Here is a 23,132-nt window from a genome sequence, read left to right on the forward strand (position 1 = left end):
CGATGATCGCGACCGGACTGCTGACCTTCGCCCTGCTCGCCGCGCCCGCCAGTCCGAACCCGCTCCTCGCCCCCTGGCCCGGTCCCTACGGCGGCGTCCCGCCGTTCGACCGGGTCCGGGTGGCGGACCTCGGCCCGGCGCTCGACGCCGCGCTGGCCGAGCACCTGGCCGAGGTGGAGCGCGTCGCCGCCGATCCCGCGCCGCCGACGTTCGACAACACGCTCGTGGCGCTGGAGCGCGCCGGCCGGACGCTCGACCGCGTGCAGGCGGTGCTCGGGGTCTACACCTCGACGCTGGCGGACGACGCGGTGCAGGCGGTCGAGCGGGAGGCGGCGCCGAAGCTGGCCGCCCACCGCGACCGCATCGCGCAGAACGCCCAGCTCTTCCGGCGCGTCGCGGCCGTGTACGAGGCGCGCGCGCGGCTCGACCCGGAGGCGCAGCGGCTCGCCTGGTACTGGCACAAGGAGCTCGTCCGCGCCGGCGCGCGCCTGGAGGGCCCGGCCAAGCAGCGGCTGGGCGAGCTCAACCAGCAGCTCGCCGCGTTGCAGACCCGCTTCTCGCAGAACGTGCTCGCCGACGAGAACGACCGGCTGCTCGTGCTCGAGCGGGAGGAGGACCTGGCGGGGCTGCCCGAGTCGGTCCGCGCCGCCGCCGCCTCGGCCGCGGCCTCGCGCGGCCACCCGGGGAAGTGGGCGGTGCTCAACACCCGCTCCTCGGTGGAGCCGTTCCTGGCCGCCTCGACCCGCCGCGACCTGCGCGAGAAGGTCTTCCAGGAGTTCACGCTGCGCGGGGATCACGGCGACCTCCACGACAACAACGCCGTCGTCGCCCAGATCCTGGCGCTGCGCGCCGAGCGGGCGAAGCTCCTCGGCTACCCCACCCACGCCCACTGGCGCCTGGAGGACCAGATGGCGCGCACGCCGGAGCGCGCCGCCGAGCTCATGGAGGCGGTGTGGCCGGCGGCGGTGGCCCGCGCCCGCGAGGAGGTGGCCGACATGCAGGCGGTGGCGGACGCCGAGGCGGCCGCGGGCCGCGGCCCGAAGCTCACCCTCGCGCCCTGGGACTACCGCTTCTACGCGGAGAAGGTGCGCAAGGCGCGCTACGACCTCGACGCCGAGGAGGTGAAGCCCTACCTGCAGCTCGAGAAGCTGCGCGAGGGGATGTTCGACGTCGCCGGGCGGCTCTTCGGGTTCCGCTTCGCCCCGGTGCCGGCGGGCCAGGTGCCGGTGCAGCACCCGGACGTGCGGGTGTGGGAGGTGACCGACGGCGCCGGCCAGCACGTCGGGCTCTGGTACTTCGACCCCTACGCGCGGAAGGGGAAGCGCTCCGGCGCGTGGATGAACGCCTACCGCCGCCAGCAGCGGGTGGACGGGCCGGTCACCACCATCGTCTCGAACAACGCCAACTTCGTGAAGGGCAAGCCCGGCGAGCCGGTGCTGGTGAGCTGGGAGGACGCCACCACGCTCTTCCACGAGTTCGGGCACGCGCTGCACGGGCTCTCGTCCGCCGTGCGGTACCCGTCGCTCGCCGGGACGAACGTCGCGCGCGACTACGTCGAGTTCCCCTCGCAGCTCCTCGAGCACTGGCTCTCGACGCCCGAGGTGCTGGCGCGCTACGCGGTGCACTTCCGGACGGGGCAGCCCATCCCCCCGGCGCTGGTGCAGCGCATCGAGCGGGCGAAGACCTTCAACGAGGGGTTCCGGACGGTGGAGTACCTCTCGGCCGCGCTGGTGGACCTGAAGCTTCACCTCGCCGGCGCGCGCCCGGTGGACCCCCGCGCCTTCGAGCGGGAGACGCTGGCGGCGCTCGGGATGCCGCGCGAGATCGTCATGCGCCACCGCACCCCGCAGTTCCTGCACGTCTTCGGCGGGGACGGCTACTCCGCGGGCTACTACAGCTACCTGTGGGCCGAGACGCTCTCCGCCGACGCCTTCGCCGCCTTCACCGAGGCGGGCGGCCCGTGGGACGCGAAGGTGGCCGCCCGGCTCCGCGGCGAGATCTTCACCCGCGGCAACACCCGCGATCCGGCCGAGGCCTACCGCGCCTTCCGCGGCCGGGACCCGGGCATCACCGCGCTCATGCGCGAGCGCGGCTTCCCGCTCCCCGCGGCGGCCGCACCCGGGGCGGCGACGGTGCGGTGATCCCGAGGCAGGCGCGCGGCGCGGCCCCCCGCCGGCGCCGCCCGGCGCGGCGGCGCGGCGCGGGCCCCCCCCTCGAATCGCTGGCAGCGGTCCCGAGCGGGCGGCGGGGTGGCCCGCCGGCGTCGCTCCGGACGACCGCCGGGTAGGTACGGCGGTCGGGGCAGAAGCGCGCGGAGGCCGGGCAACGCATCGTGCCGCGCCGGCACGGCGCACGAGGTCCTCGCGCCGGCGCGGCACCGGCGTTGCTGGCGGCAGTACGGCGGGCGGGAATCTCACGCAGGTCGGCCTGCGCTCCTTCGGAGGGCCACCCCGCCGCCCGCTGGCGGGCGTATCCGTCCGCTGGTCGAGGTCGCGGTCGGGATCGAGGTCGGGATCGAGGTCGGGGTCGGGGTCGAGGTTGGGGTCGAGTTGGGGTCGAGGTCGCGGTCGAGGACCTCACCCCGGCGGCGTCCTCCGGACCTCCACCACCGTCAGCTCCACCTCGCCCTTGGGGCGGCGCACCGTCGCCGTATCGCCGGCGCGCTTGCCGAGGAGCGCGCGCGCCAGGGGGGCGTCGGCGCTGACGAGGCGCCGCCGGGCGTCCGCCTCGTCCGGCCCGACGATGCGCCAGGTGGCGCGCTCTCCCGCCTCGTCCTCGACCGTGACCCAGCTGCCGAAGCCGGCCTGGCCGGCGGGCGCCGCCTCCGGGCCGAGCACGGTGAGGGCGGCGAGGGTGCCGCGCAGGAAGCCGGCGCGGCGCTCCAGCTCCGCGCGCCGCGCCTCCCGGGCGGCCGCCGGCGAGGTCGCGGCCTCCGCCAGCTCGCGCTCGGCGCGCGCCAGCGCCGCCCGGAGGGCCGCCTGCCCCTCCGGCGTCACGTAGCGGACCTCGCCCGGCGCGAGGCGCGGGGGAGGGCGGGCGACGAGCTCCGCCTCGGGGGTCTCCTCGCTGGTGAAGGCCTTGGACACCCCTCGATCCTAGCGCCGGACCGCGCCCCCCGCCTCGCGGAGGCTTTCCGGGTAGATTGCGCCCGTGACCCTCCTCCACGCCGCCGGCCTCCGGCTCTCCTTCGGCAGCCGCGTCGTCTTCGACGGGCTCACCTTCACCATCGACGAGGCGGAGCGGGTGGGCCTGGTGGGCGTGAACGGCTCCGGGAAGTCCTCGCTCATGCGCATCCTGGCGCGCGCCGCCGAGCCGGACCGCGGCGAGGTGCAGCTCCGGCGCGGGGCGTCGGTCACCTACCTGCCGCAGGAGCCCGAGTTCGAGGCGGGCGCGACGGTCGCCTCCGAGCTGGAGGTGGCCCGGGCGCCGCTCCGGGCCGCCCTGGCGGCGCACGCGGAGCTCTCCGGCCGGCTCGCGGCCGAGCGCGACGAGGCGGCGCACGAGCGGCTGCTGGCGGAGCTGGCTGCCCTCTCGGAGGAGATCGACCACCTCGGCGGCTGGGACACCGCCCACGAGGCGCGCCGGCTGCTCGATCGCCTGGGCGTCAAGGAGTGGGAGCGGGCAGTGGCGGACCTGTCCGGCGGGACCCGCAAGCGGGTCGCCATCGCGCGGGCGCTGCTCACCCGGCCCGACCTGCTGCTCCTGGACGAGCCCACCAACCACCTCGACGCCGACACGGTCGACTGGCTGGAGGAGGAGATCGACGCGCTGGGCGGGGCGCTGCTCCTCGTCACCCACGACCGCTACTTCCTCGACGACCTGGTGGACCGGATCGTGGAGATCACGCCCGGCGCCGGCGTGACGAGCTACCCCGGCAACTACCAGGCCTACCTGGAGCAGAAGCTCGTCGCCGAGGAGCAGGGCGCGCTGGCGCAGCACAAGCGCGAGCGCTGGATCGCGCAGGAGGTGGCGTGGCTCCGCAAGGGCGTCGAGGCGCGCCGGACGAAGAGCAAGGCGCGCATCGCGCGGGCGCGCCAGCTCATGGCGGAGCGCGGCTTCACCCCGCCGCGGGTGGCGGAGCTGAAGCTCGCCCCGGCGCCCCGCCTGTCGCAGGTGGTGCTGGAGGGGGAGGGGCTCGTGAAGCGCTTCGGCGCCACGGCCGTCCTCGACGGGGTGGACTTCAAGCTGCAGCGCGGCGAGCGGCTCGGGCTGGTGGGGCCGAACGGGGTCGGGAAGACCACCTTCCTGCGGGTGGTGCTGGGCGAGCTGCCGCCCGACGCCGGGCGGACGGTGGTGGGCGCGAAGACCCGCGTCGCCTACTACGACCAGCAGCGCACCCGGCTCGACCCGGAGCAGACCGTCTACGAGGCGGCCGGCGGCGGCGCGCCGGGGAAGGGGGGCGAGGACTTCGTCGAGCTCTCCGGCCGCCGCGTGGCGCTGCGCGACTACCTCGACGACCTGCTCTTCCCGCCCACCGTCCAGCGCATGCAGGTGAAGGCGCTCTCCGGCGGCGAGCGGAACCGCCTGCTCCTGGCGCGCCTCTTCCTGGAGGGCGCCAACGTGCTCGTGCTGGACGAGCCCACCAACGACCTCGACCTCGTCACCCTCAACGTGCTGGAGCGGCTGCTCCTCGACTTCGACGGGAGCGTGCTGCTCGTCACGCACGACCGCTACTTCCTCGACAAGGTGGCGACCGGCATCCTGGCCTTCGAGGGGGGCGGCCGCGTCACGCGCTACCCGGGGAACTACGAGACCTACCGCACGCTCAAGGAGCAGGCGGCGCGGGCCGCGGAGGCGGAGCGCGCCGCGCCCCGGGGAGGCGAGCGCGTCCCGTCCCCCTCGCCCCGGAGAGGCGAGGGCCGGGGGGAGGAGGGGCGTCCCCCGGCGCGCAAGCCCGGCAAGCTCGGCTTCAACGAGCAGCGCGAGCTCGAGGGCATGGAGGCGGCCATCCTCGCCGCGGAGGAGCGCCAGGCGGAGCTGGAGCGGACGCTCTCGGACCCCGCCACCTACCAGCGCGACGGGGCCGCGGTGGCCGGGCTGCGGGCGGAGCTGGAGACCGTCACGGCCGAGGTGGAGCGGCTCTATGCCCGGTGGCAGGAGCTCGAGGGGCTGCGGGGGTGAGCGCGCGCGGCGGGTTCGCCGGGCGCGTCAGGGGCCGGCGTAGGCGGCGACGCCGCCCGGCGCGGTGATCGCCCCGCTCTTGTCGGAGACCGCGCCGAACGCGAAGTACACGACGCGGCCCCCGCTCCCCCACCGGTCGAGCTGGATGCTCCGCACCGGCTGCGAGGCGAAGGCGGGCGCGCCCGCCACCGTCATGTCCTGGAAGTGCCCGTCCGTCGTGCGCCGCAGGACGCCACCCGTGCCGAGCCCGATCCAGAGGGTCCCCGCGCCGGCGCCGCCCCAGTCGCACGCCAGCGCGACCGCACCGGCGAAGTTGTCGGGCAGGCTCACCTTCTGAATGACGTTCCCCCACGCGTCGAGCTGCGCCAGGCCGTGGGTGAACGACCCCACCCACACCGTGCCGTCCTGGCAGTGCGAGAGCGCCCGCACGCTGTCGTCCGGCGTGCCGTCGCCGAGGCTGGCCGGGATGAACGGCGGGACGTCCGGCCAGATGTCCGCGCCGTACATCCAGTCGGTCGTCTTGCCGTCGGCGTGGTCGACGACCTGCGCCGCCGGGCCCATCCACCAGTCCTGGCGCGAGAAGGTCTCGCCGTAGCCGCCCTGGTTCACCGGGACGTAGGCGGTGCGGGCGCCGTTCGAGCCCCAGGGCGCGCCGTCCTGCGGGTTGATGGAGACCGCGTACCCCTGGCCGTAGTAGACGGACTGCGCGCCGTTGCTGGCGGTCCAGGTGACCACCGGGTGCAGGTGCTCCCAGAAGTAGCGCGCGTCCTTCCACTCGTCTTGGGTCGAGGCGTCCAGCTCGGCGATGGGGTCCCACCAGCCGCGCTGCTGCGGCTTCGCGATCAGCGCGGCCAGGGTGGCGTGCTGCCCGCCCATCCAGGCGTCCCCGTACATGAGCGACCAGGCGTTGTGGTTGACGGCGACGTGGTCCACGCGGTGCAGCAGGCGGCGGCCGGTGGTCCAGTAGGGCAGGGAGGCGAGCGGCTGCTGACCCGGGGCCGGCTGGCACTTCTTCGTCCACTGATCGTGCAGGTAGTCGCAGACGACGTGGGGCGGGCCGCCGGTCAGCACGTGCCGGGTCAGCGACAGGCTCTTGCCGTCGAAGGCGACCACGTCGGCGCCGCCCGAGTCGAGGGCCCAGCCCGCCAGCGGCTGCTCCAGGCAGACCACGTCCTGCAGGTCGCAGATGAACGAGAAGTCGAAGCCGTCGTAGCCGACGAACGCGCCGCCGGGTGCCGCGCCGGCGACCGAGATGACGGGGCAGAGCGTGAACGGCGTGGGCGGGAGCTGGGCCACCTTGGTGGAGTACGACCAGTCGTTGCACTTCCGGGAGAGCCCGCCGTTCGCAGCGTCGAAGCGCAGGAACTTCTCGTCGCCGCGCTGCTTCGCGTAGAGGGCGTCGACGCCGGCGACGTAGACGTTCCCGCCCTCGTCGGCCGAGACGTCCCGGATGTCCCGCGAGAGGCCCTCGCGCGCGCCGTAGTAGGTCCAGTCGCCCACCTTGCGAGGATGCACCGTGACCGTGACGGTCCTCGACTGCGTCGCGCCGGCGTCGTCCCTCGCCGTCAGTGTGTAGGTCGTCGTGTCGGCGGGGATCACGGCGACGGAGGTCTGGCCGGCCGCGAGCGCGCCCACGTCGGGCGAGATCGCGACGCCGGCCGCGCCGGCCAGCGACCACGCCAGGGTCGTGCTCTGCCCGAGCGCGAGGTCGGAGGGCGTGGCCGTGAACGAGCCGATCTCGAGCGCGATGCGAGGGTGCACCGTCACCGTGACCGCCCTGGTCTGCGGCGCCCCGGCGTCGTCGGTCGCGGTCAGCGTGTACGTCGTCGTGGTGACCGGCTTCACGGTCACGGAACGCTGGTCGGCCGCGAGGGCGCCCACGTCGGGCGAGATCGTGATCGTGACCGCGCCCGTCAGCGTCCACGCGAGCGTCGTGCTCTGCCCTTCCGTGAGCTCGGACGGGGTCGCGGTGAACGCGTCGATCGCGAGCGCGGTGTGCCCCGCGTCGGGGGCGCTGGGCGAAGAGGCGGCGGAGCAGCTCCAAAGCACCAGGGCGCATCCGCAGGCGCCCACCATCCTCGACCGACCCTGACCCATGGCCCACCCCGCGCGCTCACTTCGCGTCCGGAGGATCGTGGGTCGGCCGCCGGCGAAGTGGGAGGCCAGGGGAGGGGAGGCACGCTCCTGGGTCGCGCGGGCGGGCGGATGCGGGGCGGCGGGCTCGCGCCGGGATCAGCCCCTTTGCTGCTCGGCTGCTCCCGGCGGTACCGCCGGCGCGGCGGCGGGCTCGCCGGGCAGCAGGGCGCGCCGGTGGAAGGAGGTGAAGGCGAACAGGCCAGCGGCGGTGGCCGTGAACGCGGCCGCGTAGGCGACCGCGAGCCCCGCCGCGCCCCACCTCGGGATGAGCAGGCTGCCGAGCGCCACCACCGTCACGCCCAGCACGACGTCGAACCCGAAGCGGGTCCACATGCGGTGGCCGACGACGAGCGGGTAGCCGAAGACCGTGTTGAGCGCCTCGGGGATGGTGGAGGCGGTCAGGATCACGAGGACCGGCCAGCCGGCGGCGAACCCGGTCCCGAACGCGGCCATCGCCGGGCGGGCCAGGAGCCCGACCGCGAGCGCGGGGACGGTGACCAGGACCAGGGTGACGACGAGGTTGGCGCGATTCAGGCGCGCGTACCGCACCGTGTCCGCGGCCCCCCTCAGGTTCGACATCATGGGGAACACCATCCGGAACACGGTCATCGGCACGAACAGGAGCGCGAGGCGCCAACGCTCGGCGGCCGTGTACACGCCGAGCTCGGCGTAGCCGCCGGGCGTGTTCGCGAGCAGCGCGTTGCAGGCCCACAGCGCGGGCGTCACCGCGAAGGAGGCGAGGAACGCCGGCAGGGCGAAGCTCCAGAACACCGAGGCCTCGCGGCGCCAGTCCGGCGCGCGGGGCCGGATGCCGGCGCGCGCGTACTGCTCGCGCAGGCTCCGCTGGTTGAGCACGAGGTTGACGAGGAGCGAGGCGACGGTCCCGACCACCGCGCCCTCGAGCCCTCGCTGCCAGGCGCCGATCGCGATGAGCGGAAAGGACGTGAGCCCGCTCACGAGGCTGATGCGGGCCATCGGCCGGAACGCCTCGAAGCCGGCCAGGACCCCGTTCTGGAACGCGACGAGCGCGTTGAGCGCGACCATCGCCGCGCCGAGCATGAGCGGGGTCGCGAGCCGCGGGGAGGCGAGCACGCGGCCCGCGATGAGCGGCGCGAAGGCGAGGAGGGCGGCCGTCATGAGCACGCCGGACGCCCCGGAGGCCAGCGAGGACATCCGGAGCACGCGCGCCACCTTCTCGGGATCCTTGTCGCGGTACTCGGCGACGTAGCGGGTCGCGGTGATCCCGAGCCCGAGCACGGAGAAGGAGCCGAGCATCCCGACGGTGCTCTGCACCATGCCGTACTCACCGTAGACGGCGCGGCCCATCAGGCGAGCGCAGACCAGGGACGCGGCGACGTTCAGGCCGCGCGACCCGACCGCCGACACGAGCGACCAGAGGAGCCCCGACGCGAAGCGGTTGCGCAGCGATCCGGCGGGCAGGATCCGCTCGCGCTCGCGCGCCACGTACGACAGGACGGGCGCGATCATGGCGGCGGGCCCACGGGCGCGCCGGGGCCGAAGGCGCGGGTCTCGGCTGGAAGGTGGAGCGGAGCGGGAGCCGTGAGCGCCTCCGGGTGCACAGCGGCCGAGGATCCGAGCGGCCGGGGTCATGAACGAGGTAGGTCGGGCCCGGGGCACCATCAACGCACGCTTCGGGGGGCGTGCCTGCGAAGCGGCCGAGCGAGGGCCTGGAGGTCCCGTCCCTCAGGGCGCGGGCGACCGCGCCCCGCGGCAGCCGCCGCACTCCAACTGTGCAGTCGATCTTCGGGGGAGGGGTGCGGAGCCTCACCGGGTGAGCGGGCGAGGGGGTCCTTCGCCCGCCGCGGGACCAGGCACGGGGCTCGGGGATGTCGCCGCTGCGGACGCCGGGGGCGGAGCGATGGGCCAGGAAGAGGCGAGCGAGCGGCAGGAAGCACCCCCGGAAGAGCACCAGGTCGCCCCAGAGCCGGGGCCGGCGACGCCGCGGCGCGAGCTGCCCTCGGCGGCGGCCGGCCTGACCTTGCGCGAGGACGAGCTGACGGCCCGGGAACTCGGCCGCGCGCTGGCGGCGCGCTGGCGGACGCTGCTCGCGTCCACCCTCGGCGCGCTCGCGGCGGCCGCGCTGTACCTGGGCGCGGCGCCGCCGGTCCATCGCGCCACGATGTCGCTGCAGGTGTCGGATCCACAGTCCCTGGGCGTCCGCCTCCGCCTCGCGCAGCCCGCGTTCGAGCCGCCGAGGACGACGGAGGGCCACGCCGAGATCCTGCGGTCGCGGAGCGTGCTCGGCCCCGTGGTCGACGCGCTCGGGCTGGACGTGGTCGCGGAGCCGAGCCGATTTCCGATCTTCGGCGGCGCCGCCGCGCGCGCGCGCCAGGCCCCCGTGGCGCCGCCGCTGGACCTGCCGCGCCTCGCCCGCTGGGCGTGGGGCGGCGAGCGCATCGCCGTCGCCCGCCTGGACGTCCCCGAGGATCTGGCCGGCGAGCGGCTGACGCTCACCGCCGAGGGCGCGGACGCGTTCCGCCTGGCGCTCCCGTCCGGCCGCGTCCTGCTGGCGGGGCGCGTGGGCGAACCGGCGCGCGCGGCGTACGGAGCGGGCCGGCTCGAGCTGCTCGTCTCGGAGCTGGCCGCGCGCCCCGGGACCGAGTTCCACCTCGAGAAGCTGCGGCGCGAGGACGCCATCGCGGCGCTCCGGGACGGGCTCTGGATCGAGGAGACGGTGAAGGGCGCGGGCGTGATGTCGGTCTGGCTGGACGGCCCCGACCCCGCGCGCCTCGCGGCCGTGCTCGCCGAGCTCGCGAGGTCCTACCTGCGCCAGGACGCCGAGCGCCGCGCGGCGGAGACGGCGGCGCGGCGCGCCCTCCTGGACGCGCGGCTCCCCGAGGCCGCCGCGCGGGTGGACGAGGCCGAGGCGGCGCTCGTCCGGTACCGCACGAGCCGGGGGATCGTCGATCTCCCGCTGCAGGCCAAGGCGGCGGTCGACCGGTCGGCGGAGCTCGAAGCGCTCACCTCCGACCTGGCGAGCGAACAGCGGCTGCTCTCCACGCGGTACACGGACCAGCACCCGGACGCCGCCGCGCTCGAGCGCAGGCTGACCGCCGCCCGGGAAGAGCGCGCCGCGCTCGATCCCCGGGTGCGCGCTCTGCCCGACGACCAGCGGGGCGCGGCGGGCCTCGCGCGGAGCGCGAGCGTCGCGACCCGCCTCGACGGGCTCCTCTCCGCTCAGGCCCAGCGGATGAGCCTCGCGCAGGCGTGGACCCTCGGGGAGGCCCGCGCCCGCCTCCTCGACGCGCCGGCCGTGTCGGCGGCGCCGGTGCGCCCCGCGGCCCCGGCGACCTGGCTCCTGGCGCTGTTCCTCGGGCTCGGCGGCGGGGGCGCGCTGATCCTCGCGCGGCGCGCCGGCGACGCGGCGGCGAGCGACCCGCTCGCGCTGGAGCGGGCCACGGGCCTCCAGGTGATGGCCGCGGTGCCGCACAGCCGGCGCGAGGCCACGCTCGGGCGCCGCCGGCGGGCGCGCCGCGTGCCGCTCGCCGCCGACAGCCCGGACGACCCGTCGATCGAGAGCCTGCGCGGGCTGCGCACGGCGCTCGGGTGCGCGCTGGAGTCGCGCGGCCGCGTGGTCGCCGTGAGCTCCCCCTCGGCCGGCGCGGGCAAGTCGTTCCTGTGCGCCAACCTCGCGCAGCTCGCCGCGGCCGCCGGGATGCGGGTGCTCCTCGTCGACGCGGATCTCAGGCGCGGTACGGTGCACCGATCCTTCGCGGCGGAGACGCAGCCGGGGCTCGCCGACGTGCTGACCGGCGCGGCGACCGTCGAGCAGGCGACCCGCTCGACCGGGACGCCCGGGCTCGAGCTGATGGCGCGAGGGACGGCGGCGGCGCTCCCGGCCGAGCTGCTGTCGAGCCCGCGGATGCAGGAGCTGTGCGCGAGCGCGGCGCGACGCTACGACCTCGTCCTCCTCGACGCGCCCCCGGTCCTGGAGATCCCGGACCCCGTCCTCGTCGCCCGCTGCGCGAGCTTGAACCTGCTCGTCGTCCGGGTCGGCCGCCGCCCCGCCAGCGAGCTGGCCCTGGCGCTGGAGCGGTACGCGCACGTCGGGGCCGCCGTGCACGGCGCGATCCTGAACGACACGAAGGCGCCCGCGATCGCCTGCGCGCGGAGCCCCGACAGCGGCGGAGGGGGCCCGGCAGCGCGGGCCGCCGGGAGGTGACCATGGCACACCAGGTGGGCTCATCGGGGATCATCGCCGCGCCCGCCGGCGGCGCGGCCCGCCCGCGCCTCCCGGGGATGTGGGCGCCGTTCCTGCTCACCATCGCCGCCGTCGGGGCGCTCTGCGCGTACGCCCTGCTGCTGGTCGCGTCCTCGTCGCGCGGCGCGGAGATGCCGGTGGCCGCGCCCTTCGCGGCGGGCGCGTTCGCCTTCTTCCAGCTGATCTTCCCGGCGACCCGGCCGAGGCGCGACCACGTGCTCTCGCCCCTCAACTGGGCGGTGCTCGCCTTCTTCCTCCAGCTCGTCGCGATGCCGCTCATGATCTCCTGCGTGGGCATGTCGCGCGGCACGCTGCCGTACCTCCCCAGCGCGCCGGCCGTCGAGAAGAGCCTCCTGCTGTCCATCCTCGCCTTCGGGGCCTTCAGCGGCGGGTACGCGTTCCTCGAGCGCGGCGGCCGGGGCGCCGGGGCGAGGGAGAGCGCGCGGCTCCGCCTGCCGCGGCTCCTGGTCGCCGCCTACGTCGTCATGGGCGTGGCCGGGATCCTGCTCAGGTTCGGCTCCTTCGGCGCGATGTTCGCGACCCTCGGCGACCCGGAGAAGTTCTGGTCCGGAACCCCGGCCACGGAGACGACGCTGGCCGACGCGGCCAGCACCTTCCTGCGGCCGTTCCTCATCGGCGGGATCGTGATGGCGTGGTGCGCGTGGATCGAGCAGCGCGGGGCGCGCGCGTCGCGCCTCGCCCGGCTGCTCGCGAGCGCGCTCGCGGCGGCCGCGATGATCCTCGTCGGCGCCACCTACGCGTTCAACCGCGGCTCCTTCGTCGTCCCGCTGGTGGCCCTGGCCGCGGCGTACTCGTTCCACGTCCGCCGCCTCTCCATGGGCGCCCTGGTGTCGATGGCGCTCCTGCTCCTCGGGCTCTCGGCCGTGTTCGGTCAGTACCGCCGGGGCGAGGCGACGCCCGCGGAGCTCCTCGAGGGCGGCGGCCAGCGCGAGAACGTGCTCCCGAAGGATCCGCTGGGCGAGGTGCAGGTCTACGGGAGCGCCCCCCAGTTCGCCGGGTTCCTCCTCGAGGCGGGCGAGCGGGGCGAGCGGCGGTTCAGCCCGCGGGTGCTGCTCGGATCCCTGATGTACCCGGTCCCGGTCCTCGGGAAGCCGTTCCGCGAGGAGAGCGGCCCCGTCATCTTCAACCGGCTCATCTACCGGGAGTCCGACATCGTGGACCAGATCATCCCGTTCCAGGCCGAGGTCTGGCTGAGCCTCGGGCCGGTCGGGCTGCTCGCCGCGTTCCTGCTCCTCGGGGCCCTCCTCGCGCGGCTGCAGCGCGCGTTCGACGCGGCCCAGACCACGTTCGACAGCTACGCGATCCAGTTCACGGCGATCTGGGCGACCTTCCTGATCCAGGGCAGCCTCGCCGTCGTCTCGCAGGTGTTCGTGTACTTCGCCCTGCCGATCTACGGGTACATGCTCGTCCGGCGCTGGCTCAGGCGGTGGGAGCCGGACGAGGAGTCACCGACGGTGGGGCTGGCGTCGCTCCCGGCCTCGAGGTGAGCGAGTGCGGGGGCGCGCGACGTCCACCGCCCGGCTGGCGGCGGCCGCGCTGGTCGGCGCGTCGCTGGCCACCTGCGCCGCCGCGCGGCCGGCGGCTGCGGCGGCGCGGCCCGCGGGGTCCGTGAGCGTGCTGGACCACGGGGCCAAGGGGGACGGCGTCACGGACGACACGGCGGCCCTCCGGAGGGCCGCCGCCACCGGGCGGCCGCTCTGGTTCCCGACCCCGGCCGCCTACTACCGGATCACGGGCACCATCGAGCTACGGAACTCGATCTACGGCCAGCGCCGCCCCGAGCTGCGCATGGACCCGGGCGTCCAGGACGGCGGCGCCGACAACGACACCGCCAACGGCACGGTCATGCTCCTGGTGCGGAGCTACCAGGGCCCGGGGATGGTGATCGACTCCATCCACCTGAACGGGAGCTGGAACCATGTCCCGCTCGGACGTTACGACGCGGGCCAGCCCGCGGCCCCGCAGTGGTCGCACGGCATCCGCATCATGGGCCCGTCGAGGAACGTCACGGTCCGGAACTGCTGGATCGAGAACAACGGCGGCGACAACATCGCCATCACCTGGTACCGGCCGGAGGCCGGTCCGCCGCGGAACATCGAGATCGTCGGGAACAAGCTGCAGTGGCCGTGGCGCTGCAACGTCTTCTTCAACGCCGGCGCGGGCGTCGTGATCCAGGGGAACTACTGCGAGGATCTCCTCGACGGCTCGGCGCAGGGCTACCCGGGGAACTTCCAGGGCCTCATCCAGATCGAGACGGACTACGACTACCACACGGTCGCCGGGGTCACGATCCGGGACAACGTGCTGAACGCCTCGCGCTCGTGGGGCGGGATGGGTGCGGTCACCCTGTCGAACGTCCACGCGGGCGCGACCGGCGGGGTGACGGTGTCCGGGAACCGCGGCGTGTGGAGCGAGGTGGCGCCGTCCATCGCCTGGCCCGGCGACGCCGCGGGGCTCGTCGGCCGCGCGGGGACCTGGACCGCCTCGACCGTCTCGGGGAACAGCCGCGACCGCGGGGCGGCCTGGAGCTTCGCGCCGTGACGCGCCGGCCCCGCCCCGCGAGACGGCGACGGGCGGCGGGGTCGCTCGACCCGGCCGCCCGTCGTCCCTGCCCGGCGGAGCTTACTGGACGAAGCTCCAGGCCGTGTTGCCGTCCATCGCGTTGTTCGAGGCCGAGGTGCCCGACCACGCGCCGGAGTAGCCGACGAGGTTGTCGCTGTTCGGGACGATCGCGACGCCCAGGTCGGTGCTCCACTTCCCGCGGGTGCCGGTGATCGTGACCGGGCCGGAGGTCGGGTTCGACCCCGGGTTGGAGAGCATGAGGGCGCCCGGGTTGCCCCACTGCCGGGCCGCGTTCATCACGTTGTTCTCGAAGGTGATGTTGCGGTCGTACTGGTAGCCGATCGGATCGAGCTCCAGGTCGATGACCGTCACGAAGTCGGTCTGCTTCTCGTGGTAGTTGTTCCTCACCATGACGTTGGTCGCGCCGACCAGCGCGATCGTGCAGCGGTACGGGTTCACGAGCTTGTTGTTCTGGATGACGATGTTGTCGGGCGGGGCGGACGCGGGCTGGTACCACGTGAGCGCGATGTTGTCGCCGCAGGTGTTCTCGATCCAGCAGTTCTGGACGGTGACGTTCCGCGAAGGGCCCATGATGCGGAGGCCGTGCGACCACTGCGGCGGGTTGTCGAAGTAGGAGCCCGTCGGCTGCCCGTTCCAGCTCCCGTTGAGGTGGAGCGAGTCGATCACCATCCCGGCGCCCTGGTAGTTGCGCACGAGGAACATGACGGAGTTGTTGCCGTTGTCGGTGTCGGTGCCGCCGTTCTGCACCCCGGGCGCCATCCGGATCTCGGGCCGGTTCTGGCCGTACGCCGAGTTCTGCAGCTCGACCGTTCCGCTGATGAGGTAGTGCGCGCTCGGGGTGGGGAACCAGAGCGGCTTGCCCGTGGCCGCCGCGTTCCGGAGGGCCTGGGTGTCGTCGGTCACGCCGTCGCCCTTCGCCCCGTAGTCCAGCACGCTCACCGAACCCGCGGGCTGCGTGGCGCCGCCGGCGGGCGGCGTGGCCCCGGTGCCGGTGCCGCTGCCGGGCGCCTGCCCCGCGGCGGTCACGAGGACGGTGGCGGTGCCGACCTTGGAGGCGTCCGCGACGCTCGTCCCGTCGACGTGATACGTCCCCGCCGTGGGCGGCGCCAGGTAGACGCCTGCGCTGGTCACCGTGCCCCCGGCCGCACCTTCGCGGACGGACCAGATCACCTCGGAGGCCGGCAGCCCGACCACGCTGGCCGAGAACGTCGCCGTGCCTCCGATCGCGAGGGAGGCGCTGGCCGGAGCGACCACCACCTCGGCCGCGGAGGGCGACGTCTGGTACTGCGCGGAGGCGCTCGGCGCGCTGGCCGGAGAGCCGCCTCCGCAAGCGGTGGTGCCGCCCACCGCGAATGCCACCATCCACGCCATCGCGATTCGATTCTGCCGGTTGTGCATGTGTCCACCGTTCCGGTAGGGGGGCGCCTGGATGGCACCCGTCTGAACTGCCGGTCGCCTGGTCGTGCGTCACTCGACCAAGGGACGCGACGGGAGGGATACAAGCACGGGCCCTGGGGCCAGAGCAACCCGGGCGGGTAGTACACTGTGAGATAACGGATTACCATCGGAGCGCCAGTAGGGGGAGCTGGCGTAGCTGACGGGAGGACAGGGAGCGCGCGAGCGAGCGCCCGCTGCTGCTGCCTAAGCCACCGTACAGCAAGGGGATTTTAGAATGCCCGGCACCGGTGCGCCGGGCGGCGCCTTCCGGCGCCGCTGTCGGCGGCCTAGCCTAAAGAGGCGGTGGGGCAAATGGTCGCGGGTAGCGCGAAACGCTCTGATCGCGGGCTGTCTCGGCGTCCCGGGTCACCTGAACCCACTTGGCGCGAGGCGGGGGCGCGCCGCGCTATCGCGCGTACCCCAGGGCCGCGTAGACGACCCGGCCGGCCCACTCGTGCAGGGCTGCCAGGGCCTGGCGCCGCGCCTCGTGGCCCCACCTCGGCGGGCGCTGCGAGCCGTCCGCCTCGAACGCGACCGGGTAGAGGTCCGGGGCGAGGCCCGCCTCCCGGAAGCACCCGACCGCGCGCTTCGCGTGCGCCGCGCCCGTCACGAGGAGGAGCGACCTCCAGCGGCTCGCCGCTGCGATCCGGGCCGACTCCACCGCGTTCTCGCGGGTGTCGCGGCTCGCGAGCTCGAGGACGAGCTGGGCGTCCGACAGGCCCAGCGCGCGCAGCTCCGCGCGGAGCGCGGCGGCGGCGCTGGTCGAGAGGAAGCCCGAGTAGAGCAGGTGCCGCCCGCGCCCGGAGAGCACCAGCCGCGCGCCGGCCGCCACCCGGGCGTCGTCCCCGCCCAGGACGATCACCGCGTCGTACGGCCCCGCGCGAGCGGTGTTCACGGCCGAGGCCTCCAGGGCGCGCTGCAGCGCCTGGGCGACGGCGGGCGAGGAGAGCGACACGAGCCCGGCGAGCGGCAGCGCGAGGGAGGCCGCCAGCCCGAGCCTCCAGCCGAGCGGGCCGGTGAGCGAGCCCCGCCCGGCCCGGCCGGCGCCCGGCCGGCGCGTGAGGTGGGGGCTGCGCGGCCGCGCGCCCGGAGTCGTGGATGGCACCGGCTGGGCCTCGCAGCAGGGATACGCACTCCGCCTGCCGCTCGCCACCCGGGCCGCCGCCCGGGGCCCGGGACACCTTTCGGGCGCGCACCTGCACGCCCGCCCGCCGAGTAGCTACGTTCGACCACGATCGGTGTTCCGAGGGGAGGCCCGTGCCCGAGCAGCCGCTCATCGCGTTCGTGGATCTGGTGACCTCGGTGGGCGGGGTGCAGACCGTCATGGCGAGCGTGTGGCCGCGGCTCGCCGACCGCTACCGGTGCGCGGTCATCGACGCCTACGGCAACCCCGACTACGCGCGGCTCTGGTCGGGCACCGCCGTCGAGCGCGTCGAGCTGCTGCGCCCGCCCCGGCGGCGCTACATCGGCGGGCGCGGCGCGACCCGCGTCCTGGGGCTCGCCGCCCGCGCGCCGTGGCTCACCTGGGCCGCGCTGCGGCTGCGGCGCTGGGTGCGCACCCACCGCCCGAGCGTGGTGTACTTCAACCAGCTGCCGGCGTTCCTGTGGTTCTCGCGCGCGATCCCCGCCGCCACCCCGGTGGTCTACCACGCGCACGGGGTCGGCGCGGTCCGCGCGGCTGAGGCGCCGTACGTCGGGCGGCGGTCCTCCCGCGTCGTCGCGGTGTCGCGGGCGGTGGCCGACAGCCTGGCCCGGGCCGGAGTCGATCGCGACCGCATCGACGTCGTCTACAACGGGGTCGACGTGGACGCCGAGCGCCGGGTGGCGGCGGCGGGCGCAGCACTGCCGGACTCCGCTCCGGGCGAGGTGGTGCTCGCGCACGTCGGGGTCCTCATCGCCCACAAGCAGCAGCACGTGTCGATCGAGGCCCTGTCCCGGCTGCCGCCGCACGTCACCCTCTGGCTGTGCGGCAGCATGCCGTCCGGCGCCGACCCGGGATACGAGGCGAGCCTCCGCGCGCTCGCGGAGCGCCTGGGCGTGGCCCGGCGGGTTCACTTCCTGGGCTGGCGAGACGACGTGCCGCACGTCATCTCGCGGGCGGACGTCGTCATCCTCCCGTCGGTCCAGGAGGCGATGCCGCGCGCGCTGGTCGAGGCGATGGCGGCCGGGAAGCCGTGCGTGGGGGCAGCGGTGGGCGGCATCCCCGAGATCATCGAGGACGGGGTGACGGGGCGGGTCGTCCCGCCCACCGCGGCCGAGTTCGCGGCCGCGCTCGCGCCGCTCGCGACCTCGGCGTCGGCGCGGCGCGCCCTCGGGGAGGCGGGCGCCCGCCGCGCGGCACGGCTCTTCACGCTCGAGGCCCAGCAGGAACGGCTGGCCGCCGTCCTCGCGTCGGCGATGGGCGGGCCGGCCCGGCGGCGTCCGCGCGCTCCGCGGGCGCGGGAGGGGGTCGCCTCGTGAGCCTCGATCGTCCGGCGGTCACCATCGGGCTCCCCTTCTTCAACGCGGCGCGGACGCTGCGCGAGGCGCTCCAGTCGATCTTCGCCCAGACGCACCAGGACTGGGAGCTGCTCCTCGTCGACGACGGGTCGCGCGACGGCTCGCTGGCCCTGGCGCGGGCCGTCGACGACCCGCGGGTCCGGGTCCTGAGCGACGGCGTCAACCGCGGCGTCGTGTACCGCCTGAACCAGATGGCGGAGCTGGCGCGGGCGCCGTACCTGTGCCGGCTGGACGACGACGACCTCATGCACCCGCGGCGCATCGAGGCGCAGGTCGCCTACCTCGAGGCGCACCCCGACGTGGACGTCGTGTCCTCGCCGCTGATCTCGATCGACGAGGCGGGCGCGATCCGCGGGATCCGGGGCGCCGGCGCGGCGCGGGTCGGGGATCCCGTCTCGGCCCTGCGCGGCTGCCCGCTGGCGCAGGGCGCCGCGATGGGCCGCACGCGCTGGTTCGCCGAGAACCGGTACGACCCCCGCTACCTCCGGGCGGAGGATCACGAGCTGTGGTGCAGGACGGCGCCTCACTCGCGCTTCGCGGTGACGGACGAGGCGTACCTGTTCTGCCGCGAGCCCGCCGAGGTGAACCTGCGCAAGTACGTCCTGAGCTGCCGCACCGACCGGCGGATCTACCGTCAGTACGGGCCGGCGCGGGTCGGCCGGCGCGGGACGGCGGTCCTCGTCGCGCAGTCGTTCGCGAAGGAGGGGCTGTACCGCGCGGCCTGCCGGCTCGGGCTCGCCGGCAGGCTCGTCGCGCGCCGCAACCGGCCCGAGCCCCCGGAGGCGGTGGCCCGGGCCGCCGCGGTGCTGGAGCAGGTGCGCCGGACCGCGGTCCCCGGGCTCGACGGCGAGCCCGCTCGCCGGCGGACGCAGGGGTAGGAGCCAGGCCGGCGCCCGCGGCGGGGGGGGCGCGGCTTGACGCCGGCGGGCCCGTCCGGGAGAAAGGGCGGATGCGCCGCACCTGCCGCCGCTGCCTCCGGCCGGAGTCCTTCTGCGTCTGCGACGGAGTGGTCCCGGTCCAGACGCGCACCCGCGTGGTGCTGCTGCAGCACCCCCGCGAGGCGCGGCTCGCCATCTGCAGCGCGTGGCTCACGCGGATCGCGCTCGAGAACGCCGAGCTCCACCGGGGCGTCCGATTCGAGGACGACGCGCGCGTGACGGAGCTGGCGTCGGCGCCGGGCGCGGCGCTCCTGTACCCCGGCGGCGACTCCGCCGCGTCGCGCGCCGGCGCGCCCCCGCCCATCCTGTTCGTCGTCGATGGGACCTGGGTGCAGGCCGAGAAGATGCTGGCCGCGAACCCGCGGCTGTCGGCGCTGCCCCGGCTCGCCATCGCCCCGCCGGCGCCGAGCGGCTACGCGGGGCTCCGCCGCGAGCCGTCGGCGCACTGCCTCTCGACCCTGGAGGCGGTGGCGTACGCGCTGGCGGACCTGGAGGGCGGGGCCGCCCGGTTCGAGCCGATGCGGGCGGCGTTCCGGCGGATGGTGGAGCTCCAGCTCGCCTGCTCGCGCGACGGGCGGCGCGCGCCGCGGCACCGCGCCCCGGCGAGGCCGCGCGGCGAGGCAGCCGGTTCAGGCGGGTGAGGGGCTCGGCGCTCGCCCAAAGGCGCGCAGCCCGAGCGCGGCGGCGGCGAGGCGCACCGCGCCACCCGCGGCGAACAGGAGCTTCCGGCCGAGCAGGACCCGACCGGCGATGAACACGAACAGCGGGAGCTTGTCCGAGAGCACCCCCGTCGCGAGCGACGCGGCGGCGAACGAGAGGCCCCCGGCCGTCGAGAAGGCGGCCACGACCTCCGCGCGCCGGTGGCGCGGCGCGATCTGAAGCGGGAGCGCCACCGAGGCGAGCGCCTGGCCAGCGAGCAACGTCCCGCCGAGCGCGGCGTCGAGCGCGAGCGTGAAGACCGAGCCGGCGTGGATCCCGAGCCAGAGGAATGGCAGCGACGCCGCGCCGGCGGTCGACGCGACGAGCACGCGGCCCGCCCCGAAGCGATCGAGCATCTTGCCCCAGAGCGGAGCGCCCAGGAGGCAGCCGGCGGCCACGCCGGCGCCGTGCACGCTGACGGCCACGAACCCCAGGTGAAGCCCCTGCAGCATGTGGAGCGCCGTGATGGCGGCCGTGATCCCGAGCGCCGCGTTCCACGCGCAGACGTAGCCGAGCACGCGGCGCACGCCGCCGTCCGCCAGCGCGCGGCTGGCGGACGGCATGGCGCGTTCGCGCCGGGGCGGCGGCGCCTGGCGCGCGAGCCAGAACGCGGCGAGCAGGCCGGCCGCCCAGGCCAGGATGGCGAGCAGGGAGAGCGCGTGGACCCGCGCCGCCCCCGCGTGACCGTCGAGGAACACGCCGACCGCCAGGCTCGCGGCGGCGCCGGAGACGGCCGCGCGGCCCGCCCGGCGGCCGAGCACCCGGCTGCGCACGGGCGCGCGGTACAGCGCAGGGGTCCAGATCATCCAGGCCTGCTGCGCGATCGAGGCGAGCGCGCACGAGCTGACGGCGACGGCCGCGACGACGAGCTGAGCGCCGGTCCGCGTGAGGGGCAGGAAGGGCAGGGCGACCAGGGCGAGGTAGGGCTGGCGGGCCGCGATCGAGGCTGCGAGCGCGACGCGGCGCGGCCCGTGCCGCGCGGTCAGGCGCGCGGCCGGGAAGTGCAGCACCTGCGCGAGCGCAGGCAGCGCCGCCAGGAGCGCGACGAGCGCCGGGGAGGCTCCGACCTGCAGGGCCCACGCGGTGAGCGCCGCGCCTCCCGCGCAGGCCGTCACCCACTCGGCGGCGATGGCCTCGAGGGAGGTCGCGAGCAGCGAACGGCGCAGGCGCCCGCGGGCGCTACGGGGTGGGCGAGGCGGGGTGAGAGCGGAGTCAACGGACATTGACCCGACCCAACGCGGGGCGGCGGGTCAGGATTTCCCGGGTGAGGCGGTCCGCTCGGGGCTGTGGGACGCCGACCTACGGCGCCACCACGTACCACTGCCCCTTCGCGCCCTGCTCGCGCTTCAGGAGCCCTTCCTTCTCCATCGCCTCGAGCAGCTTCTTGAACGTCGAGAAGCCGTGGTCGCGCTCGTCGAAGTCGGGCTCCTTGCGGACGATGAACTCCTTGATGGCCGAGGGGTTCACCGGGCCGGTGGCGCGGGCGAGCAGCGCCGAGACCGCCTCGCGGGCGACCTCCGGCACGGCGGCCGGCTTCGCGGGCGGGCGGTCCTTCTCCTTCTCGCGCGGGCCGGCGCCGTCGCCGCGGCCGCGGCGCTGCGAGGCGGGGCGCAGGTAGATGAACTCGTCGCACGCCTTCACGAAGAGCGGGCTCGTCGCCTCGCGCACGCCCATCCCGATGACGGTGCGGCCCACCTCGCGCAGCTTGTAGGCCAGCGGGCAGAAGTCGGAGTCGCCGGAGGCGATGACGAAGGTGTCGATGTGCTCGCGCAGGTAGGCGAGCTCGAGCGCGTCGATGACGAGCCGCACGTCGGCGCCGTTCTTGCCGGCGCGGGTGGAGGGCGGGACGTCGATGAGCTCGACCCCGTGCTCGTGCAGGTTGCGGGTGGCGGGCGCGAAGCGCGTCCAGTCGCAGTACGCGCGGCGGAACAGGACCTTCCCCTTGTCGAGGAGGGTGTCGAGGGCGGGGCCGACGTCGAACTGCTCGGCGGAGAGGCCGGTCCGGGTGACGAGGTTCTCGAAGTCGACGAAGAGCGCGATGCGCTGGCCGTCCGAGTCGCGTTTCATCGTCAGGGCGTACCAGGGATGGCGCGCGGCGGCAACTTCGCCGCCCTCCGCTCAGGCGGCCGGACCGGCTGGCGTCGCCCGGGGGGCGGCCGCGAGCGCGGCCGGCGCGAGCGGCCCGCCCGCCGCCGCGGACGGGCGCCAGTAGCGCAGCGCCAGGGCCAGCGTGGCGACCTGCACCGCGGCCGTGAGCGCCACGCACGCCGCCCAGCCGCCGGCGTTCCAGGCCAGCGCCGGCAGGACCCCGCCGGCGGTGCCGCCGAGGTAGTACGAGGCCACGTACACGCCCGAGGCCGCCGAGCGCACCTCGCGCTTCGCCGCCACCTGCAGGTAGCTCGTGGAGGCCGCCTGGGAGACGAAGGTGGCGGTGCAGCAGCAGGCGAGCCCCACGCCGACCGCCGCCACCGACGGGGCGAGCGTGAGCAGCACGCCGCCGAGGTTGAGCCCCAGCGACGCCGCCAGCGCCGAGCGCGAGCCCACCCGGTCGATCCAGCGCCCGGCGAAGGGCGTCACCACGGCGCCGACCAGGTAGACGGCGAAGAGCGAGCTGAGCGCGGCGGCGCCGAGGAGGAAGGGGGGCCCGGCGAGGTGGAAGGTGACGTAGGTGAAGATGGCGACCTGCGTGAAGAGCACGTTGAAGCCGACCGCGAAGGTGGCGAGCAGCCGCGCGTCCAGCGCGGCGGCCAGCGCCCGCAGCGCGCCCAGCGGGCGGCCGGCCGGCGCGCTGCGCGCGGGCTCGGGCGGCAGCCAGCGGGAGGTGGCGACCGCGCCCGCCGCGGTGAGCAGCCCCAGCGCGAGGAAGGCCCAGCGCCACCCGAGCGTCTCGGCGCAGAGCCCGGCGGCGAAGCGGCCGATGAAGCCGCCGAGCACGTTGCCGGTGACGAGGGCGGCCATGCCGCGGCCCACGCCGCGCCCCTGCCAGACGTCGCTGATGTACGACACGGCCACCGCGTAGACGCCCGGCACCGCCAGCCCTTGCGCGAAGCGCCAGGCGACGAGCGCCGGCATGGTGCGCGCGGTGCCGGCGAGCGCCGTGGGCACGGACAGGGTGAAGAGGGCGGCGATCATGAGGCGCCGCCGCCCGACGCGGTCGGCGACGGCGCCGACGAAGGGCGAGGCGAGCGCGACCGCGATGGTGGGGGCGCTGACGGTCCAGGCGGCCTGCGCCTTCCCGACCGCGAAGGCGCGCTCGAGCAGCGGGAGCAGCGGCTGGGTGGCGTAGACGTTGAGGAAGGTGCACAGCCCGGCGAGCGCGATCGCCAGGAGCGACGCGGTGTCGCCGCGCGGGCGCGGTCCGGGGGTTCCAGCGGGGAGGGGCATCGCGAGGGGCGCCGGCCGCGCGCGGGGCGAGGCCGGACCCGGAGAGGTTGCCCGCCGCGGGACGAGACTTCCAGTATATCTTTCGTCTCGAC

The 23,132-nt window shown here is 75.5% G+C and carries 16 protein-coding genes; 8 read left to right on the top strand and 8 right to left on the bottom strand.

Annotation, left to right across the window (positions count from 1 at the left end; translation table 11 throughout):
• The first annotated feature begins 2 nt into the window (after positions 1-2).
• Complete coding sequence (locus tag HWY08_RS14565) at positions 3-2,141, top strand: M3 family metallopeptidase (RefSeq protein ID WP_176066456.1); 2,139 nt, start codon at positions 3-5, stop codon at positions 2,139-2,141.
• Positions 2,142-2,576: 435 nt separating this feature from the next.
• On the opposite strand, the gene HWY08_RS14570 is transcribed toward HWY08_RS14565, so the two are convergent.
• The gene (locus HWY08_RS14570) at positions 2,577-3,086 is read right to left on the bottom strand and encodes a GreA/GreB family elongation factor (protein ID WP_176066459.1); all 510 of its coding nucleotides are present in this window, start codon (positions 3,084-3,086) and stop codon (positions 2,577-2,579) included.
• A 64-nt stretch (positions 3,087-3,150) separates the two neighbouring features.
• Here HWY08_RS14570 and HWY08_RS14575 point away from each other — a divergent pair, with 64 nt between their 5' ends.
• Positions 3,151-5,121: an ABC-F family ATP-binding cassette domain-containing protein gene (locus tag HWY08_RS14575; RefSeq protein WP_176066461.1), complete on the top strand. Its 1,971-nt coding sequence runs from the start codon at positions 3,151-3,153 to the stop codon at positions 5,119-5,121.
• 27 nt (positions 5,122-5,148) lie between these two features.
• Here HWY08_RS14575 and HWY08_RS14580 read toward each other — a convergent pair whose 3' ends face one another.
• Together HWY08_RS14580 and HWY08_RS14585 are read right to left on the bottom strand one after the other, a co-directional pair.
• The gene (locus tag HWY08_RS14580) at positions 5,149-7,170 is read right to left on the bottom strand and encodes a hypothetical protein (protein ID WP_176066463.1); all 2,022 of its coding nucleotides are present in this window, start codon (positions 7,168-7,170) and stop codon (positions 5,149-5,151) included.
• 183 nt (positions 7,171-7,353) lie between these two features.
• Positions 7,354-8,745 (bottom strand): oligosaccharide flippase family protein, encoded by a 1,392-nt coding sequence (locus HWY08_RS14585; protein ID WP_176066465.1) that lies wholly within the window; start codon positions 8,743-8,745, stop codon positions 7,354-7,356.
• A gap of 391 nt (positions 8,746-9,136) precedes the next feature.
• Here HWY08_RS14585 and HWY08_RS14590 point away from each other — a divergent pair, with 391 nt between their 5' ends.
• Genes HWY08_RS14590 through HWY08_RS14600 form a run of 3 tightly spaced genes read left to right on the top strand, consistent with a single transcriptional unit; the run spans position 9,137 to position 14,041 of the window.
• Positions 9,137-11,440 (top strand): polysaccharide biosynthesis tyrosine autokinase, encoded by a 2,304-nt coding sequence (locus HWY08_RS14590; protein WP_176066467.1) that lies wholly within the window; start codon positions 9,137-9,139, stop codon positions 11,438-11,440.
• Positions 11,441-11,442: 2 nt separating this feature from the next.
• The gene (locus tag HWY08_RS14595; RefSeq protein ID WP_176066469.1) at positions 11,443-12,987 is read left to right on the top strand and encodes a hypothetical protein; all 1,545 of its coding nucleotides are present in this window, start codon (positions 11,443-11,445) and stop codon (positions 12,985-12,987) included.
• Positions 12,988-12,991: 4 nt separating this feature from the next.
• Positions 12,992-14,041: a glycosyl hydrolase family 28-related protein gene (locus HWY08_RS14600; protein WP_176066471.1), complete on the top strand. Its 1,050-nt coding sequence runs from the start codon at positions 12,992-12,994 to the stop codon at positions 14,039-14,041.
• A gap of 81 nt (positions 14,042-14,122) precedes the next feature.
• On the opposite strand, the gene HWY08_RS14605 is transcribed toward HWY08_RS14600, so the two are convergent.
• Both HWY08_RS14605 and HWY08_RS22195 read right to left on the bottom strand, forming a co-directional pair.
• Positions 14,123-15,454: a glycosyl hydrolase family 28-related protein gene (locus tag HWY08_RS14605; RefSeq protein WP_176066472.1), complete on the bottom strand. Its 1,332-nt coding sequence runs from the start codon at positions 15,452-15,454 to the stop codon at positions 14,123-14,125.
• A 472-nt stretch (positions 15,455-15,926) separates the two neighbouring features.
• The gene (locus HWY08_RS22195; protein WP_176066474.1) at positions 15,927-16,625 is read right to left on the bottom strand and encodes a YdcF family protein; all 699 of its coding nucleotides are present in this window, start codon (positions 16,623-16,625) and stop codon (positions 15,927-15,929) included.
• 152 nt (positions 16,626-16,777) lie between these two features.
• On the opposite strand from HWY08_RS22195, the gene HWY08_RS14615 reads away from it, so the two are divergent.
• The 3 genes from HWY08_RS14615 to HWY08_RS14625 all read left to right on the top strand — a co-directional run bounded on the left by HWY08_RS14615 (position 16,778) and on the right by HWY08_RS14625 (position 19,598).
• Positions 16,778-17,980: a glycosyltransferase gene (locus HWY08_RS14615; RefSeq protein WP_176066476.1), complete on the top strand. Its 1,203-nt coding sequence runs from the start codon at positions 16,778-16,780 to the stop codon at positions 17,978-17,980.
• Positions 17,977-18,897, top strand: coding sequence for a glycosyltransferase family 2 protein (locus tag HWY08_RS14620; protein WP_176066478.1), 921 nt, complete (start codon positions 17,977-17,979; stop codon positions 18,895-18,897). The genes HWY08_RS14615 and HWY08_RS14620 overlap by 4 nt, the downstream gene beginning before the upstream one ends.
• Positions 18,898-18,968: 71 nt before the next feature.
• On the top strand, positions 18,969-19,598 hold the full coding sequence (locus HWY08_RS14625) for a tRNA-uridine aminocarboxypropyltransferase (protein WP_176066480.1): 630 nt from the start codon (positions 18,969-18,971) through the stop codon (positions 19,596-19,598).
• Here the strand turns inward: HWY08_RS14625 and HWY08_RS14630 are convergent.
• From HWY08_RS14630 to HWY08_RS14640, 3 genes are all read right to left on the bottom strand, one after another.
• On the bottom strand, positions 19,587-20,771 hold the full coding sequence (locus tag HWY08_RS14630; RefSeq protein ID WP_176066482.1) for an MFS transporter: 1,185 nt from the start codon (positions 20,769-20,771) through the stop codon (positions 19,587-19,589). The genes HWY08_RS14625 and HWY08_RS14630 overlap by 12 nt on opposite strands.
• A gap of 184 nt (positions 20,772-20,955) precedes the next feature.
• The gene (locus HWY08_RS14635; protein WP_176066484.1) at positions 20,956-21,723 is read right to left on the bottom strand and encodes an NYN domain-containing protein; all 768 of its coding nucleotides are present in this window, start codon (positions 21,721-21,723) and stop codon (positions 20,956-20,958) included.
• Positions 21,724-21,774: 51 nt separating this feature from the next.
• Positions 21,775-23,040, bottom strand: coding sequence for an MFS transporter (locus HWY08_RS14640; RefSeq protein ID WP_176066485.1), 1,266 nt, complete (start codon positions 23,038-23,040; stop codon positions 21,775-21,777).
• Positions 23,041-23,132 lie beyond the last annotated feature (92 nt).

It is taken from the genome of Anaeromyxobacter diazotrophicus, from assembly GCF_013340205.1.
Lineage (GTDB): Bacteria > Myxococcota > Myxococcia > Myxococcales > Anaeromyxobacteraceae > Anaeromyxobacter_A > Anaeromyxobacter_A diazotrophicus.

Coding starts and splice junctions, on each gene's coding strand:
- HWY08_RS14635 (WP_176066484.1), bottom strand. CDS start 21,723: ATGAAACGCGACTCGGACGGCCAGCGCATCGCGCTCTTCGTCGACTTC.
- HWY08_RS14640 (WP_176066485.1), bottom strand. CDS start 23,040: ATGCCCCTCCCCGCTGGAACCCCCGGACCGCGCCCGCGCGGCGACACC.
- HWY08_RS14585 (WP_176066465.1), bottom strand. CDS start 8,745: ATGATCGCGCCCGTCCTGTCGTACGTGGCGCGCGAGCGCGAGCGGATC.
- HWY08_RS14625 (WP_176066480.1), top strand. CDS start 18,969: ATGCGCCGCACCTGCCGCCGCTGCCTCCGGCCGGAGTCCTTCTGCGTC.
- HWY08_RS14565 (WP_176066456.1), top strand. CDS start 3: ATGATCGCGACCGGACTGCTGACCTTCGCCCTGCTCGCCGCGCCCGCC.
- HWY08_RS14605 (WP_176066472.1), bottom strand. CDS start 15,454: ATGGCGTGGATGGTGGCATTCGCGGTGGGCGGCACCACCGCTTGCGGA.
- HWY08_RS14595 (WP_176066469.1), top strand. CDS start 11,443: ATGGCACACCAGGTGGGCTCATCGGGGATCATCGCCGCGCCCGCCGGC.
- HWY08_RS14590 (WP_176066467.1), top strand. CDS start 9,137: ATGGGCCAGGAAGAGGCGAGCGAGCGGCAGGAAGCACCCCCGGAAGAG.